The following is a 16,350-nucleotide window of genomic DNA, read 5'->3' on the forward strand; positions in this document are numbered from 1 at the left end:
GCAAGGAGAATCTGCATGAACATCGCTTCCCGCCTGCGCCAGTGCGCGCTCCCGATTGCCGTTTCATTGGTGCTGGCCGCCTGTGGCGACAAAGCGCCGCCGTCTGCCGGCAGCCCAGACGCAGCAGCACCGGCGGCCGCCACCGCCAAGGCGGGAGCACTACCCGCAGGTTGGCAGCGGGTGGCAGGTAACGATGTGCCGACACTGCCGGGTCAGCAGGCGGTGCTGCCGAGCAAGGTGCACTCCGACGATGGCGCCGATGTGGAGGTGGATGACAGCAGCCGGATCATTGCCGGCGGTGACGACATCATCGCGGTGATCGAGGCGCTGGGCCTGGGCAAGCAGGTGTTCGCCGCGCCGACCAACACCACCACCGAGGCAGGCCTGGCCGCACCGCACCAGTTCCTGTTCAACCGCACGACCGGCGTGGAGGGGGTTCTCAGCCTGCAGGGGTCGCTGTTCATCGGCAACAGCCTGCGTCGCCACACCGAACTGGCAAAGAAGCTGCGCGAAGTGGGCGAGCCTGCAGTGGTGATCGATGACCTGCAGCCGGCGCCGGACAAGGTGCGCAAGATCGCCGCCGTGCTCGGCGTGGCCGACGCAGGGCAGACCCTGGCCACGCAGGTGCAGCGCCAGCTGGATGAGGCCGCCGCGATCGGCAAGGGCCTGGCGCATGCGCCGCGGGTGATCCATGTGTCGGCGACGGGAGCGGGCGGCTCGCCCACCGTGGCCGGTGCCGACAGCGCATCGGCCAAGCTGATCGCCCTGGCCGGCGGCCTGAACATCGGCACCGAGGCCGGCGTGGCCAACTATTCGCAGCTGAGCAACGAAGGCGTGGTCGCGGCGGCACCGGACGTGATCCTGGTGACCGAACACGACCTGCAGCTGTTCGGTGGTGCCGAAGGCCTGTGGAAGGCCTACCCGACGCTGAAGCAGACCCCGGCCGGACAGGCCAACCGGGTCTGGGTGATGCCGGATGCGCAGCTGAAGTACGCCAGCATCGGTTCCGGTGCGGGGGCATTGGCCCTGGCGCAGGCGCTGGCGGCGCTGCCGAAGGCATGAGCCCTGCGGATCGACGCCGCCGTCGCGGGCGGACGATGTTGTTGATTGCGCTGCTCGCGCTGCTGGGCGCGGTGCTGGCGTCGTTCGCCGTGGGGCCGCTGCGCTTGCCACCGCTGGAAGTGATGCAGGCGCTGGCGGTGAAGCTGGGCCTGCTGGATCCGCAATCGGTCAGCAGCCGTGACCTGGCCGTGGTCTGGCAGCTGCGTATTCCGCGTGCATTGCTGGGGGCGATGGTCGGCGCGGCGCTGGCGATGGCCGGTGCCAGCCTGCAGGGACTATTCGGCAATCCGCTGGCCGATCCGGGCATCGTCGGTGTCAGCCAGGGCGCCGCGCTGGGTGCCGTGGCGGCGATCGTGCTGGGCGCTGCGGGTGCAGCCGGCTGGCTGGTGCCGGTGGCGGCCTTCGGCGGCGGTGCCGCCGCGATCGGGCTGACCTACGCGCTGGCGCGGCCGGGCAAGGGCAGTGGCAATGCCACGCTGTTGCTGGTGGGCATTGCGATGGCCGCGTTCTGTTCGGCACTGATCGGCTTCCTGACCTACATCGCCAACGAAAGCGAGCTGCAATCGCTGGTGTTCTGGCAGATGGGCTCGCTGGCGCGCGCGAACTGGGCCGACGTGGTGGCGGTGCTGCCGCTGTTCGCCATCGGCGCGTTCGCACTGCATCGCTTGGCCACGCCGCTGGACATGCTGGCGCTCGGCGAGCGCCAGGCACAGCATCTGGGGCTGGACGTGGCGCGTACACGGCGCCTGCTGGTGGCCTTCAGTGCGCTGCTGGTCGGCGCGGCGGTAGCGTTCGCCGGCTCGATCAGTTTCGTCGGCCTGGTGGTGCCGCACGTGGCGCGCCTGCTGGTTGGCCCTGGCCACCGCTGGCTGCTGCCGTTGTCGGGTCTACTGGGTGCACTGCTGATCGTGGTGGCCGACACTGCGGCGCGCACCCTGGACCCGCCTGCCGAGATTCCGCTGGGCCTGTTCTCCGCCGCGCTGGGCGCGCCGTTCTTCCTCTGGCTGGTGCTGCAGCAGCGCCGCAAGGCGGCGGCATGAGCGCCTTCCTGCAACTGCGCGACGTGGTGGTGCGTCGCCAGCAGCGCGAGATCCTGCATGGCATCACCCTCGCATTCGAGCCGGGCACGGTGACGGCGCTGGTGGGCCCCAACGGTGCCGGCAAGTCGACCCTGCTGGGGGTGGCGGCCGGCGATCTGCGCGCCGACGGTGGCGACGTGCATCTGCACGGACGCCCGCTGCGCGACTACAGGGCTGGGCCGCTTGCACGCGAACGTGCGGTGATGCCGCAGGAGCACGGCGTGCGCTTCGCCTTCAGCGTGGAGGAAGTGGTGGCGATGGGGCGCCTGCCGCACCCGCCGGATCCGCAGGTGGATGAGGCCCAGGTGGAGCGGGCGATCGATGCTGCCGAACTGCAGGCGCTGCGCCTGCGCGAAGTGCAGCAGTTGTCCGGCGGCGAATCGGCGCGCACCACGTTCGCGCGCGTGCTGGCACAGGACACGCCGTTGCTGCTGCTGGATGAGCCTACGGCTGCCTTGGATCTGCGCCACCAGGAGCGCACCCTGCGCAGCGTACGGGCCTGCGCCGAGGCCGGTGCGTGCGTGATCGTGGTGCTGCATGACCTCAACCTGGCGGCCGGGTACTCCGATCGTATCGTATTGCTGGAGCAGGGCAGGGTGGCCGCTGACGGCGCGCCTTCGGACGTGCTGACCGAGGGCAACCTGCAGCGTGTCTACCAGCAGGACGTGGTGGTGCTGCAGCATCCGCGACGCGGTGTGCCGTTGGTGGTGGTGACCTGATTGCTGGGCTTTGTCGCAAATGGCCTCCGATGGTTCAGGGTGACGTATGAATTCGATGATTCTCCTCTGCAGGAGAAGTGCGGCTGAGCTCGCTCGAGCCGGGCCTCGCCCGGTGCACCCCCTTTGCGCCATCGCTGGTGGGCGGCGCTCCGGGTTGCGCTGAAAGTCATAGTCACTTGAACATTAGCTGTTCCAGACGCAGGCGCCTATATGTTCACATTTGGCAGGGAACACGAAATCAAGCATGCGGCTCAGTGCCACACCAAAGAAGGTGAGCTACAGATTGTGGTTGACATCATCAACGCCATCCACGATTTCAAGGAAGGTGTCGTGCCGATCGAGACAGTGATCAAATTCATTAGCAGAGGTTTGGTGGAGGGGACTGCTGGGACTTGGGAGACGGCCGGCAGTTGGCTCTGTAAGCTGAATCATGCGTACCCAATCACAGAGTGCGCTTGGATTGAACTCGCTTCCCACTCCGCAGCCGCAGTTCGTTTCCGCGTGGCGTGCCATCTGATTGACATGCCAAAGCCGCTCGCCGCTCGCTTGCATTCGGTATTCGTACAGGACAGGAGTGCTCGGGTCAGGGCGCACGCCGAGGAGAACTGGGACTATCGGCAGCACCCGGAGAAGTATTCCTGATCCCGGCGAAACCGATCGGCAGCGACCTGGTGAGGCCTTACTTTCAGACTAGTTGCATGGAGTCGGGTTCAAGGTGAATGGATAGTTTCAGGATCTCTACAGAAATCTCCTCCCGCCATGAAAGTTCTAGTCGCCGTAATCCTGCCGGCCATCCTGATCTGCTTGCCCGGCTGCGATCTGGAGCCGGCTGAGCGTAAGCGGGCACAGCACTCCTGCAGAAGCCAACTGGATAGTGAGCGTGACGCATGTGCGGACGTTGCCTCGGAGGCGTTGCTGCAGGTCAGGGTGAGGCGAGAGAAGCGATTCCAAGCACGGGATGACTGCTCCATGACGGCAACCCGGGGCGCGGAGGTCGACATTTCGTTCTTCTCCGCATTGCTGAATCCACTGGATTACCCGACTTCCCAACGCACGGGAGGTGTAGCTCGATTGCGGATGCACGTGGATGCCTCTGGTCAACTGCAAACTGTGGATATTGTTCAGTCCAGTGGCGACGCAGCGCAGGATGCGGCCGCAGTCGAACGCGTGTGGGACTGGTGCTATGTGCCCGCACATCGCGATGGCTTTGATGCGGGGGGCTCGGTTGAGCATGTCTTTTCCTTCGAGACGGATGAGTCATAGGCGCCTCTCCGCAGATATGGAGCGCCCGCAGTCGGCGTATCATTGCCAGCTCGTTTTTTTCAATGGAATGGCTGATGAATCTCTCCCGCCCGCGCTGCGCTCTGTTTGTCGCCTTGATCGGCGTTGTTGGCGCCGCAAGCGCCGCTGCGACCACCAAGGTCTCGCTGATGACAGCGTCCGAAGAGGCGTCGCTGATTGAGACCCGCCATTCAACCGGCGAGGGCGCAGCGGTTTCATCGTTCACCACCGAGTACTTCGCCAATGGTGAGATCTCGATGGCCTGGGAGGACAAGCGCGTGCTGCTGTTGTGCAAGAAGGCGGCCTATCTCAACCTGCCCGGCATGAAACCGGACGCCAGCAAGCTGTCGGTCGAGCAGCGGCAGATGGTGGCCTACGAGGCGATGATGGCCGGCTTCGGCGGCATTGCTGCGCTGGGCTCGGTCACCGGCGAGTCGATCGAGGTTGCCGATGACGGCACTGAGACGCGTCGCCCCGGCGAATCAAAGTGGGCCTACGGCGTGGAGCGCTACGAGGTGGCCACCCAGCGCATGCCGGATGGCGCCCTGCGTGTGCGCGTACGCAAGCAGGCGACGGTCAACAACGCAAAACCCTCCTCGCCTGACGACACCTTCAGTACCGACGAGGACCAGGCCGCACGCTTGGCCGAACTGGCACCGACCGGCAGCTGGACCGAAGTGCTGATCCATGGTGGTCCGCGCAAGCCGCGCACCGACCCGGCGATGTCCCTGAAGGGCTGGGTGTCGACCGTTGAGCAGCACGCGGCGACCGTGGGCGATGCCCGCCGGCTGCACGACTGCAAGTAATTCGCCTGACGACCTGGGTTGCAGCCACCCATGGGGTGGCTCTACTTCGGGGCTCATCGTTCCATCCATGTGCGCAATATTCACTTGCGCGCCAGATTGACAGGTCTAGAATGCGCCGCATGAACCGGATGCCGCTCCTGAAGTTTTTCACCCTGACCCGCGCAAGCGCGGAACGGGCGTGTCTGCCTGGAGCCCTACGAGGCCGCTGATCGCGGCCTTCGCTGGACCATCCACAGAGCGCCCTCCGGGGCGCTCTTTTCGTTTCCACCCCCCCCCATCCCTCAACCCGCTCCACCGCAAGGAGAACGTGCCATGCACCAGATCGCCGAGACCGAACGCTAGCCGCACACGCCGTTGCCAACCAGCGTGTGCGGCCCCCGAAGTTGGCCCAGCAGGAACCTTTCTCATGAACACCAACACCCAGACGCTGTCGCGTCTTCGCAACCTCGGCATCATTGCCCACATCGACGCTGGCAAAACCACCCTTACCGAACGCCTTCTGTGGAAGACCGGCGAGATCCACCGCGTCGGCGAAGTGCATGACGGCAACGCGACCACCGACTTCTCGGCGATCGAGCGCGAACGTGGCATCACCATCGGTGCGGCCGCCGTGCATGCGCAATGGGCGCCACGCGATCTGCCGCTGCACCAGCTGACCCTGATCGACACGCCCGGCCACATCGACTTCGCCATCGAGGTCGAGCGCTCGCTGCGCGTGCTCGACGGTGCCGTGGCCGTGTTTTCGGCCGTGGACGGCGTGCAGCCGCAATCGGAAACCGTGTGGCGCCAGGCGCGCCGGCATGGCGTGCCGTTGATTGCGTTCGTCAACAAGATGGATCGCATCGGTGCCTCGTTCGAGCGCGTGCTGGAGCAGCTGCAGGACAAGCTGCGGGCGCGACCGTGGGCGCTGGGCGTGCCGCTGGGCAGTGAGGGCGACTTCCACGGCTGGGTCGACCTGGTCGATGGCCGCGTACTGCAGTGGCAGGACGCAGGCGCGGCGACGGTGACGGCATGGAGCGAAGCCGAGCGCGCGCAGTGGCAACCGCAGCGCAATGCGCTGGTCGAAGCCGTGGCCGACCATGATGATGTGCTGGCAACGGCATGGCTGGAAGGTCGTGACATCGACGCGGCGACGCTGCGCGCAGCGATCCGTCGCGCGACGCTGGCGGGCGCCGGCGTACCGGTGCTGGCGGGTGCTGCCTTCAAGGACAAGGGCATCGAAACGCTGCTGGATGCGGTGGTCGACTACCTGCCGTCGCCGCTGGATCGTCCTGCGGTCACTGCCGAAGGCGAGGGCGGCGACGTCCTGCTGCCGCCGGATCCGGACGGTCCGCTGGCTGGCCTGCTGTTCAAGATCACCCACCAGCAGCACGGTGCGTTGAGCTTCGTGCGGCTGTACTCGGGCACCTTGAAGGTAGGCGACAACGTGGCCAGCTCGCAGCACCCGCAAGGGCGTCGCATCAGCCGGCTGGTGCGCGTGCAGGCCGACCAGACCCAGGACATCGGGCAGGCCGTGGCCGGCGACATCGTGGCGGTGCTGGGCTGGAAGGATGCGGTCAGCGGTGAAACGCTGAGCGGGCGAGGGCAGCCGCTGCGCCTGGAGAGCATCCAGGCACAGGCCCCGGTATTGGCCTGGCGGTTGGAGCCGGCACGTGCGGCCGACCTGATCCGGCTGGCGCAGGGCCTGGCAAGCCTGGCCCAGGAAGATCCCTCGTTCCGGGTGGAAACCGATCGCGAGACCGGTGAAACCCTGGCCTGGGGCATGGGCGAGCTGCACCTGGAGGTGATGGTCGAGCGCCTGCGCAGCGAATGGAAGCTGGACATCGGCATTGGCGCGCCGCGCGTCGCTTACCAGGAAACGCCGCAGCGTGCCGTGGAAGGCGTTGTGGGCCGCCTGGTCAAGCAGACCGGTGGCCAGGGCCAGTTCGCGCACGTGGTGCTGGATGTGGTGCCGCGCGACGACGGCGAGGTCGTGTTCAATGACCGCATCGTCGGTGGCGTGGTGCCGCGCAACTTCATCGCTGCGGTGGAGAAGGGCGTTCGTGCCGCGCTGTCGGAAGGCCCGCAGGGCCATCCGGTAGTCGGCATCGAAGTCAGCCTGGTGGATGGCCAGACCCACGCGAAGGATTCGTCGGAGATGGCGTTCCATCGGGCAGGCAGCGAGGGCATCAAGGCCGCGTTGGCGGCCAGCGGTACGCAGCTGCTGGAGCCGGTGATGGCGGTGACGGTGCATTCGCCGTCCGCCTCGGTGGGGGACGTGGTGGGTGATCTGAATCGCCGCCATGGACGCGTTGCCCGCATCGACGACCAGGACGGTCGCGCCGAAGTCAGCGGGTTCGCGCCGCTGGCGCAGCTGGTCGGGTATACGACCTCGCTGCGTTCGCTGAGCCAGGGACGGGCCAGCAGCGAATCGCACCTGCATGGCTACGAGCCGGTGCGTGCAGCGTAAGGTGGATGCAGGGAGCCCGTTCGCGGGCTCCCTTTTTTTGTATTGGCTAGGGGGGCATCCACGCATGGCGTGGATCTACCGACCTTTGCATTGGCGGGGGTCATCCACGCATGGCGTGGATCTACTTCCCAGGCCAGGCGTGGATGGGTGCCATCCGTGCGCCACGTGCCTGCATTGCATTGCAACAAAACTGCAGAAAAAGCTGGATTAAAGTGATGCCTCACGATAAATTGCGCACCCCCCGTTGCTTGCCGCCGCCCGCACCCTGCCCATGCGTGATGACAATGATCCCGGAACCCTGGAGCTGACCCTGCCGCGCAAACGCGGTCGGCCGCCCAAGTTCGGGTACGCAATGAGCGACGCACAGCGGGCTGCACGCTATCGGGCACGGCGCGCTGGCCAGGCCAACCACGCCGATGTGCGGCATTGCAGCGACATGGTCCTGCTGGACAAGATCCGCGCGGCGGTCAGTGCGCGCGACACCGAACTGGCTGGCTTTCTTGTCCACGTACTGTGGCAGCGCTACCCGTTGCAGTTGAAATAAGTCGGCGGCGGGGTGGCCGTTGTCACCTGCCTTGTTGATAATGCGGGATTCAGGTTGTTCCCGCTGGCGCGCCCGGGATGGCAGGCGCGCATGATCGACATGGTTTCCACGATGACCACCACCAGCGACACCACCACCGAAGCTGCGCCGAGCAGCGCGCCCCTGTTCTACACCCGCCCGGTGCCGCTGCAGGCAGACCTGCACGCCGATCTGCGCATCCTGCCGGGCAAGCTCGAGTTCGCTGCCAGCAGCAACTCCATCCCGCTGGTGCTGGGCGAATTCTCGCTGGCGCTGCACCACTTCCCGATCCTGTTCGCAGGCCCGAGCGCGGTGCCGATGGCCGCCGTGGGTGTGACCACCGACAACCTGTTCATCACCGATGGCCTGTGGGACGACGAGACCTACATCCCGGCCTACCTGCGCCGCCACCCCTTCATTTTCATCGACACCGGCGCGGACAATGACTTCCTGCTCGGCATCGACGAAGACAGCCCGCGCATCGTCCGTGGCGGCGAAGAAGGCCAGCCGCTGTTCGTCGATGGCAAGGCCACCGAGATGGTGCAGCAGGCGCTTGAGTTCTGCGGCCAGTTCACCCGCGAGCACGAACAGACCCAGGCCTTCTCCAAGGCACTGGTCGACAACGGCCTGCTGGTCGAGCGCAATGCAACCGTGCGCCTGCCCGATGGTCGCGAGTTCAACCTCAACGGCTTCTTCGTGGTCGACGTCGAGAAGTTCATTGCGCTGCCGGATGCGACCGTCATCGAATGGCACCGCAACGGCTGGTTGGCGCTGATCCACCAGCACCTGATGTCGCTGGGTCGCTTCAACGACCTGACCCGCCGCCAGGCAGGCCGCAACGCCGCCTGATTCAGGGCGACGGCGCGGTTCCCGCACCCCGGGAGCCGCGCCACGACTGCAGCTCGGCCAGCAGCTGGCGCGCATCGTCCCAGCCGGGCGGCACGCGATCGCCCAGCTCCCATAGTTCGCCGGCGCGTGCATCCATGCCGCCCGCGTTGAGCATCTGCAGCACGCCCTGCAGGCGATGCGCATGATGGCGCAGCTGCGCGGCATCGCAACGAGCGATCGCTTCGTGCAGGCATTGCAGCTCGCGATCGATATCTTCTTCGTAGGCGGCCACCAGTTCTCGGGCAGTGCTTTCGAAGGCACGGTCGGGCACAGTCTGGTCCAGCGCCTGCAGCAGCGCATCGGCCTGCAACGGCTTGAGCAATACCGCGTCGATGCCGGCAACCTGGCAGCGCCGCGTGTGATCGTCGCCAGTGAATGCGGAAAGCGCGATCAGCCGGGCGCGCGGCGCGCCTTCTGCCTCATGCAGCCGCAATTGCCGGGCCAGCGCGTAGCCATCCATTCCCGGCAGACCGATGTCCAGCATCACCAACGGGCAGGGCGCCTGCATCTGGGCCGCCAAGGCATCTTCGGCATTGGCAGCCTCCTGCACCGTCGCGCCCCAACGCCGCAACTGGGCGGCAATGACCTGCCGGGTCAGCGCGTGATCCTCCACCAGCAGGATGCGCGTGCCGGCCAGCCGGGGCAGGGCGGACGCAGCGGCAGTGGCCGGCGCATCTTCCTGCACCTGCTGCACGGGCAGGCGAAGAATGAAGCGGCTGCCACGGCCATGCACGCTATGGACATCCAGGGTGCCGCCCATGGCCTCGGCCAACGTGCGACAGATGGAAAGGCCCAGGCCGCTGCCACCGCGCTGCCTGCCTGCATCGGCCTGCCGAAAGGGCTCGAACAGGGCGCTCATCTGCGCTGGCGCGATGCCGATGCCACTGTCGATGACCTCTATCAACAGTGATGCGTTCTTCGTGGGCGCATCCAGCTGAAGGCGCAGTTCAACGCCACCTACGTCGGTGAACTTGACGGCATTGCCGAGCAGGTTGTCGAGCAGCTGGCGCAGGCAGTCCGGGTCCGTTGCCAGCATCGGGAACGGCGCCTGCGGTGCGCAGAGCTGCAGGCTGAGCGCCTTCTTCTGCGCGAGGGGCGTAATGGCCTGTAGCGCCTGCGTGCAGATCGCAGGGACGTTGCAGGGCACCTGCTTTGGCCGGAACGTGCCGCTGGCCAGGCGGGAGAAGTCCAGCGTGCGGTTGAGCAATCCGCGCAATGTCTGGCTGGCGGTGGCCGCAGCGGCTACCAGTTCGCGTTGCCCGGCGGGCAGTGGCGCCTGGCCCAGCAGGTCGATCGACGCCATGACGGCCTGGGCGGAATTACGCACCTCATGGCTGATCATGCCCGTCATCTGCGCCTGCTTCTGATCAAGACCCTGCTGCTGGCGCAGCCTGCGTGCAGCCAGCAACGGAAGTGCCAGCAGCAGTGCTGCGGCTGGCAACAGCCACAGCACGGTACCATCGAGGCCTTCGCGCACCTTCTGGCCGAGCGCGGCCGGCAGCGTCTGCCGAGCCCAGCGCTGCAGCAACTGGGCGTGCTCTTCGATGGTGATGTCATCCAGTGCCGCCTCGATACGATCAAGCAGCGCCTGGTCCTCGCGTCGGGCAAGCAGATGCAGCTGGGTCGAAAGATCGGCATCCACTGTCTGCAACCGCAGGCTGTGGGAGAAGTGACGTCGTGCTATCGCACCTGCAGTGGATTCCAGGCCGATCGCAGCGTCGGCAATGCCAGCATCCACGGCAGCCAATGCCGCCCGCATGCTGGGGTGCGGCAGCACAGGCACTGCAGGGTGGTGCTGTGCGAGCCACACAGGGTAGGGGCCTCCTTCAACCGCAGCGATGCGCAGCGTGCCGAGATCGGCAACCCGCCGCGGCAAGCGCTCGCCAATGCGGCCGGCGAGCACGCTGGCACCGCCAGGAAAACTGCGCGAGGGCGCCAGGCTGGGGCAGGGCAGGCGTGCCCCATCGTCAGCACCCATCGCCAGCACAAGATCGGCCCGCCCCTCACAGACGGCGGCCATCGCGGCGAGTGTGCTGGGAAAAGGGACTTCGACGAAGGTCAGGCCGGAATGGCGGGCCACGAGCGCGGCATAGCCATGCGCCAGCGTCTGCAGTACCTCGGGGTCGGCAGCATCTTCGGGCACAGGGTGCAGCGTGGGGGCTGCGGCGACCCGGACCACGCGCCCCGCTGTCCACTTTCCGTGCTGGATGTCGCCCGCGGACGTACAGGGAAGCAGGGTAAACAGCGCCAGCAGCATGAACCTGCGGCCACGCTTGAACAGCGCGGTCACAGTGCCTCCAACTGCTGCCGTATCGCGAAGATCTCCGCGTCATTACGCAACCCCAGCTTGCGCAGCGCGGCAATCTTCTGCGTGCTGACGGTCTTGATGCTGCGGTGCCGATGCAGGGCGATCTCCGAGACGGTCAGCCCATCCAGGACCAGCCGGATGACCTCGCGCTCGTTGCGGCTCAGCGCATCGCAGGGCGTCAGCAGCTTGCACGACGGCGGAATGCGGCAGAGCCCTTGGGACACGCGTACGACCGCGTCGGACAGTTCAATCAACGGCTCGGATTTGCCGACAAAGCCGCTGATTCCGGCATCCAGCAGGTGGTTGATGATCGCCACCGAGGTCTGTCCGGCAAAACCCAGCAGCGTTACCCTCGGCAATGCCTGCCGCAGGTGCTCGACGAGCTCGGTGCCGCTGATATCACCGGGCGCCAGGGTGATGTCGATGATGGCCACATCGGCATGACGCTGCTGCAGCGCCTGCACGAACGCCTGGCTGTCACTGTGGCTGGCGACGATCTCGAAGCGGCTGTCGTTGCCCAGGTGGAAGGCCGTGCCGCGGCGGACGACGTCATGGTCATCAAGCAGGGCCAGGCGAAGCCGGCGCGGTGCAGGGAATCCGTTCATGCGCAGGAGTGTTGTCAGCGCCCAGTGGCGTGGCGCTCATTCTGGCGCCGCTGTCGCGTCGAGCATCGAAAACGTTCGATTTTTGAGACTTTTCCTAGAGTGTAAGTAGGAAAAGTTGGAGGTTTGTGTCGGGATCTGCACAGCGCGGGTGCAGCGAAGTAGCCTGTTGCGTCTGATGATTTTTGAATCGCGTCTGCAATATGCGCGCGGACTGCGTGCGCTGCGCAAGTCTAGTGCGCGCTCCGCTGGCGAAATGCCAGCGTCCACGCTCTGGTCAAGGACAGTTCCAATCACGAGGCGTTCCAGGGCGGCGCGATTGACGGGGTGGCGGGCGCCATTAACGTGACGCGTCACGGCGGTCACGGGTCCGCCGGCGTTGAATTCTGCAGGGCTGAGGGCTTGGGTTTCCCTCAGAATTGAACGTTGGTCCGGCGAGGTACGCCTGACTGGTGGAGACTGGAGCGTGCGACTGTTTGAGCGAACGTGTGTCGCCTGGACGTGGCGGGATGCCTCTGGGTCGCCAGCGACCATGAGTGCAGAGAAGCTACGGCTGGGTTGGGGCCCGGGTTGTCGGTGTTCCTAGATCTTGTCCCCAAATGTGGACCTGCGCAATCAAGGGCTTACGAGCGGCCTTTCCTGTCAAGTATTGCCTAGAGCTAGGGGCGGGTATCACAGTGAAAGGCGAGCAAACCACTTATCTGCACTTCACCGAAGTTAGCCAAGCCGTTGAGGCCGCCGAACTGGTGGGGGTGTTCTACAGGACCGAGCTGCCTTGCTGGTATGAAGAGGGCCCTCCGGTGTTGGGGGGGGGGCAGTTCTTTTGCTGCTTCGAATGCGGTGCCTACTGGCGTCTCCAGCTCGCTGAGCACAGCCAGAGAGGCAGTTGGGAGCGAATCGCATGATCAGGTTTAAATTGGTGGCCAGGAGTTGCAAACGGGCATGCTGGGCATGGGCTGCGGCCCTCATTTGGGCCTCCACCGCCGGAGCCGCTTCGCCGGCGGCGCAAGACCTACGCGCTGAGCTTCTGCGGATGAAGGATGCCGATCAGGCGGTCCGAGAGCTTCCCCTGACCACCGAGGGCGAGGAGAGGGTGCTTAGTGCCGTCGATGCGGTGCACACCACTCGGTTGAAGGCGATCGTTGCGGTCCATGGCTGGCCGACCGTGGCGCAGGTGGGCCACGACGGGGCAGACGCGGCTTGGCTACTGGCCCAGCATGCGGACAAGGATCCGGCGTTCCAGCGCTCTGTCGCAGAAGCCATGGAGCCCTTGGTAGCTCCAGGGCAGGTCAAAGCGTCCAATTACGCCTATCTTTGGGACCGCACCCACGAACCTCAGCGCTACGGAACGCAGGGGCGTTGTGTGGACAAGGGGCGTTGGGAGGCCCGCGCGGTCGAAGCGCCTGAGAAGCTTGAGCAGCGTCGCGCTCAAATGGGCCTGACGCCCATGGCGGACTATCAAGCGATGGTCTCCAAGCACTGCGAGCAGTTTGGGCGTTAAGATCGAACCAGCAGTGGGGGCGCTGCGCGCGGAGAGGCAGGGGCGAGGCCTGCTTTTCTGAACTAGAACTTGAGAGCCCCAAACAACTCCGGTGGGCCAATGTGGGGTCGCAGGGCTTGCTGGTGGGCAACTACTTTGCGGGGGATGGACGCATGGGCGCTTTCGTAGGTGGTGCGAAGAGGCTGCTTTGGGCGGCGCTAGCAGTGGGCGCTTTCACCGTGTCAGTGGCGGCGCGCACCCCGGAAGCGGCGTCGCACGCCCCAGCGGCAGCTCCGCACGCGGTGGACATCCCCTTCGAACGTTTCACACTGCCCAATGGCCTGCGTGTCATCGTGCACACCGACCGGAAGGCGCCGATCGTGGCTGTCCATCTGTGGTATCAGGTGGGCTCCGGAGATGAGCCTGCCGGTCGGACCGGTTTTGCGCACCTCTTCGAGCATTTGATGTTCCGAGGCACCGAGCACTACCGCGACGCCTACTACGGGCCGTTGCAGCGCGTGGGCGCCACCGACGTCAATGCCACGGTCACGCCTGAGCGCACCAACTACATGCAGGTGGTTCCATCCACGGCGCTGGACCTGGCGCTCTGGATGGAGTCCGATCGCATGGGTCATCTGCTGGGTGCCATCGACCAGAAGGCGCTGGATACCGAACGGGGCATTGTCGAGAACGAGAAGCTGCAGCGGCGCGGCGTGCCTTACGGGCTCGTATGGGAGCAGCTCTCCCGGTCAAGCTACCCGCCGGGACACCCGTACCATCATTCGACCTTCGGATCCGCACGCGATCTTCAAGCGGCCACTCTTGCCGACGTCCAGGACTGGTTCCGGTCTTGGTACGGTCCGAACAACGCGGTGCTGGTGCTGTCGGGAGATGTCGGTGTTGAAGAGGCCAAGAAGAAGGTTGAATCCTATTTCGGGCATATCCCGCCGGCACCTGAGGTAAAAAGGGCTTCCGTGGACGTTGCCAAGCGGGCTTCCACCACCCGGGAAACGTTGTCCGATCAGGTTCCTCAAGCGCGCGTTCACCGGACATGGAACATCGCAGCTCGTGGGACGTCGGACTTTGATCAGCTGCGGGTGTTCGCTCACATTCTGGGAGGAAGCAATGCCTCCCGGCTGGGTAAGCGCTTGGTGCATTCCGATCAACTCGCCACCGACGTCACGGCCGAGGCAGGGGGGCAGCTCGGATCGCGGCTCATGATCGTCGCCAACGTACGCGACGGCATCGATCCGTCGACCGTGGAAGCCGTCATCGAGGCGGAGCTTCAGCGTCTGCTGGCGGACGGTCCCACCCTGGATGAGCTGCAACGTGCGCGGACCGCGATGCGGGCCGAGTTCTTGAAGAGCATCGAGCGTAACGGTGGCATGGACGGAAAGGCAGAAGTGCTCGCCGCCTGTGAGGTATTTGAAGGCGATGCAGGCTGTTACCGGCGGTCCGGCGACGTGGTGGCATCGTCCACGCCCGCCCCGCTGGTTCGCGTCGCTCGCCGCTGGCTGGGGCAGGGGGATCACATCCTGACGGTCATTCCGGGCGCCCGCGCTGCGTCCGCTGAGGAGGCCGAGCCGGCTGACGCGGTCCCCCACGCGCAAAGCCCAAGCAAGACCCGTCGCGCTGCAGCACCGGGCGTGGATCGCGGCGCAGGGCCACCGTTTCCTGAAAGCTATCCGGAGTTGAGATTCCCTGCGATCGAGCGGGCGGCGCTGTCGAACGGCACCCACGTGATCCTGGCTCGACGGGAGGACGTTCCGCTTGTTCGCATGTCCTACCAGTTCCCGGTGGATCCCGCGGCAACTGCGGGTCTGGCAGACATGGCGTTCAGCATGCTGGCGGAAGGGGCCGGGGATTACGATGCCCTGGCGTTCGCGGCGCGCGCTGAATCGCTGGGGGCGGAGCTGGGTTCCAGTGTCGACGTGGGCAGCGGCGCGGTGACCCTGGTAGGTCTCAGAGACACGCTTGACGATTCGGTTGCGCTATACGCGGACATGCTGCGCCGACCGCGCTTTGAGCCGGCAGCGATGGATCGCATGCGTGCCGCCAAGATGGGTGCGGTTCGGGAGGAAGCGGCCAACCCACAGCGCTTGGCCACGAGCCTATTGCCTGCGTTGCTGTACGGGCTGGATCATCCGTATGCCCAAGCCTTCAATGCACCGGGAACCCTTGCCTCCGTTGAGGCTTTGCGTCGCGATGACCTCGTGGAGTTCCACCACGCCTGGATCCGGCCGGAGCGCGGCACGCTTGTCGTGGTCGGGGACGCGACGCTCCAGGAGCTGATCCCAGTCCTTGAGAGGCATTTGGGCGACTGGCGCGGGTCGGGTGGGGTGCCTGAGGTTCGCATTGACGGCCGCCTGCCCGCCCAGGCGGGGCCGCGAGTGTATTTGGTCGACAGCCCTGGCGCCCTGCAGGCCACCCTGGTGGCCGGGCAACTTGTCGCGCCGAGTTCAGACCCCCAGACGTTGGCCTTCGACGTTGCCAATTCCGTCCTGGGAGGATCGCCAAGTGCGCGCCTCAACATGAATCTACGAGAGGCCAAGGGCTGGTCCTACGGCGTGATCTCCAGTGCTGCCAATGCCCCGATAGCGCGACCCTGGCGCGTGGTGGCACCGGTGCAGTCCGACCGCGTGGCGGAGGCCATGGCGGAGATTCAGCGCGAGATCGAGGAGTATGCGTCCGGACCCGCGCCCGCCAGGCAGGACGAGGTTGCACGCTTTCGGGACAGCCAAGTGCGGCGTCTGGCGGGCAGTTTCGAGACGCGGGAGGCCGTCGCCTCGGAGATCGCAGACATCGTGCGGTTCGACCGGGCAGACGATTGGACCACCCAGCGCAGCAGCTCCCTCCGTCAACTCGATCTCAACGAGGTTCGGGCCGCTGCCGCCGCGCTGGACGCCAGCAAGTTGACGTGGGTCGTGGTGGGGGACTTGTCCCGGGTCGAGGCGCCCGTGCGCGCGCTGGGGTTGGGCGAGGTGATCGTGATCGATTCGCAAGGCGCGCCGTAATACGGGAAAGCCCGGTCTGGGTCGATGCTCAGTCTGCTTTGAACATAATATACATTATGCGAAATGCTGTATCCGCCTTAGTTGGGCTCGTTGGCTCCGC

The 16,350-nt window shown here is 65.8% G+C and carries 13 protein-coding genes; 11 read left to right on the forward strand and 2 right to left on the reverse strand.

All coding sequences use genetic code 11. The features are described from left to right. Positions 1-15 precede the first annotated feature (15 nt). From AC3WTC_RS00235 to AC3WTC_RS00275, 9 genes are all read left to right on the forward strand, one after another. A complete protein-coding gene (locus AC3WTC_RS00235) occupies positions 16-1,062 on the forward strand; it encodes a heme/hemin ABC transporter substrate-binding protein (protein WP_025877220.1) in 1,047 nt (348 codons plus the stop codon). Beyond that, complete coding sequence (locus AC3WTC_RS00240) at positions 1,059-2,102, forward strand: FecCD family ABC transporter permease (protein WP_025877218.1); 1,044 nt, start codon at positions 1,059-1,061, stop codon at positions 2,100-2,102. Before AC3WTC_RS00235 ends, AC3WTC_RS00240 begins: the two co-directional genes overlap by 4 nt. Next, positions 2,099-2,860, forward strand: coding sequence for a heme ABC transporter ATP-binding protein (locus tag AC3WTC_RS00245; RefSeq protein ID WP_492709945.1), 762 nt, complete (start codon positions 2,099-2,101; stop codon positions 2,858-2,860). Before AC3WTC_RS00240 ends, AC3WTC_RS00245 begins: the two co-directional genes overlap by 4 nt. 210 nt (positions 2,861-3,070) lie before the next feature. Then, positions 3,071-3,502, forward strand: a complete 432-nt coding sequence (locus tag AC3WTC_RS00250; protein ID WP_229291315.1) for a hypothetical protein — start codon at positions 3,071-3,073, stop codon at positions 3,500-3,502. Between the two features lie 117 nt (positions 3,503-3,619). After that, positions 3,620-4,123 (forward strand): energy transducer TonB family protein, encoded by a 504-nt coding sequence (locus AC3WTC_RS00255; protein WP_229291316.1) that lies wholly within the window; start codon positions 3,620-3,622, stop codon positions 4,121-4,123. 74 nt (positions 4,124-4,197) lie between these two features. After that, positions 4,198-4,947 (forward strand): hypothetical protein, encoded by a 750-nt coding sequence (locus AC3WTC_RS00260; RefSeq protein WP_313281838.1) that lies wholly within the window; start codon positions 4,198-4,200, stop codon positions 4,945-4,947. Between the two features lie 406 nt (positions 4,948-5,353). Then, the gene (gene fusA, locus AC3WTC_RS00265) at positions 5,354-7,396 is read left to right on the forward strand and encodes an elongation factor G (protein WP_025877212.1); all 2,043 of its coding nucleotides are present in this window, start codon (positions 5,354-5,356) and stop codon (positions 7,394-7,396) included. Between the two features lie 271 nt (positions 7,397-7,667). After that, on the forward strand, positions 7,668-7,940 hold the full coding sequence (locus tag AC3WTC_RS00270) for a hypothetical protein (RefSeq protein WP_025877210.1): 273 nt from the start codon (positions 7,668-7,670) through the stop codon (positions 7,938-7,940). A 111-nt stretch (positions 7,941-8,051) separates the two neighbouring features. After that, positions 8,052-8,807: a SapC family protein gene (locus tag AC3WTC_RS00275; protein ID WP_025877209.1), complete on the forward strand. Its 756-nt coding sequence runs from the start codon at positions 8,052-8,054 to the stop codon at positions 8,805-8,807. Between the two features lies 1 nt (position 8,808). On the opposite strand, the gene AC3WTC_RS00280 is transcribed toward AC3WTC_RS00275, so the two are convergent. Continuing rightward, the gene (locus AC3WTC_RS00280; RefSeq protein WP_492709949.1) at positions 8,809-11,136 is read right to left on the reverse strand and encodes an ATP-binding protein; all 2,328 of its coding nucleotides are present in this window, start codon (positions 11,134-11,136) and stop codon (positions 8,809-8,811) included. Further along, positions 11,133-11,759, reverse strand: coding sequence for a response regulator (locus AC3WTC_RS00285; RefSeq protein WP_033831073.1), 627 nt, complete (start codon positions 11,757-11,759; stop codon positions 11,133-11,135). The genes AC3WTC_RS00280 and AC3WTC_RS00285 overlap by 4 nt, the downstream gene beginning before the upstream one ends. An 898-nt stretch (positions 11,760-12,657) precedes the next feature. Here AC3WTC_RS00285 and AC3WTC_RS00290 point away from each other — a divergent pair. Beyond that, on the forward strand, positions 12,658-13,257 hold the full coding sequence (locus AC3WTC_RS00290) for a DUF6624 domain-containing protein (protein ID WP_080148797.1): 600 nt from the start codon (positions 12,658-12,660) through the stop codon (positions 13,255-13,257). A 152-nt stretch (positions 13,258-13,409) separates the two neighbouring features. Beyond that, on the forward strand, positions 13,410-16,250 hold the full coding sequence (locus tag AC3WTC_RS00295) for a M16 family metallopeptidase (protein ID WP_492709952.1): 2,841 nt from the start codon (positions 13,410-13,412) through the stop codon (positions 16,248-16,250). The last annotated feature ends 100 nt before the right edge of the window (positions 16,251-16,350 follow it).

This window comes from Stenotrophomonas sp. FW305-C-20-S1 (assembly GCF_058783335.1).

What these genes read in the sequence shown, in the direction of transcription:
- AC3WTC_RS00255 (WP_229291316.1), top strand. Translation starts at nt 3,620, where the DNA reads ATGAAAGTTCTAGTCGCCGTAATCCTGCCGGCCATCCTGATCTGCTTG.
- AC3WTC_RS00295 (WP_492709952.1), top strand. Translation starts at nt 13,410, where the DNA reads ATGGGCGCTTTCGTAGGTGGTGCGAAGAGGCTGCTTTGGGCGGCGCTA.
- AC3WTC_RS00275 (WP_025877209.1), top strand. Translation starts at nt 8,052, where the DNA reads ATGACCACCACCAGCGACACCACCACCGAAGCTGCGCCGAGCAGCGCG.
- AC3WTC_RS00240 (WP_025877218.1), top strand. Translation starts at nt 1,059, where the DNA reads ATGAGCCCTGCGGATCGACGCCGCCGTCGCGGGCGGACGATGTTGTTG.
- AC3WTC_RS00250 (WP_229291315.1), top strand. Translation starts at nt 3,071, where the DNA reads ATGTTCACATTTGGCAGGGAACACGAAATCAAGCATGCGGCTCAGTGC.
- fusA (WP_025877212.1), top strand. Translation starts at nt 5,354, where the DNA reads ATGAACACCAACACCCAGACGCTGTCGCGTCTTCGCAACCTCGGCATC.
- AC3WTC_RS00290 (WP_080148797.1), top strand. Translation starts at nt 12,658, where the DNA reads ATGATCAGGTTTAAATTGGTGGCCAGGAGTTGCAAACGGGCATGCTGG.
- AC3WTC_RS00270 (WP_025877210.1), top strand. Translation starts at nt 7,668, where the DNA reads ATGCGTGATGACAATGATCCCGGAACCCTGGAGCTGACCCTGCCGCGC.
- AC3WTC_RS00235 (WP_025877220.1), top strand. Translation starts at nt 16, where the DNA reads ATGAACATCGCTTCCCGCCTGCGCCAGTGCGCGCTCCCGATTGCCGTT.
- AC3WTC_RS00245 (WP_492709945.1), top strand. Translation starts at nt 2,099, where the DNA reads ATGAGCGCCTTCCTGCAACTGCGCGACGTGGTGGTGCGTCGCCAGCAG.
- AC3WTC_RS00285 (WP_033831073.1), bottom strand. Translation starts at nt 11,759, where the DNA reads ATGAACGGATTCCCTGCACCGCGCCGGCTTCGCCTGGCCCTGCTTGAT.
- AC3WTC_RS00260 (WP_313281838.1), top strand. Translation starts at nt 4,198, where the DNA reads ATGAATCTCTCCCGCCCGCGCTGCGCTCTGTTTGTCGCCTTGATCGGC.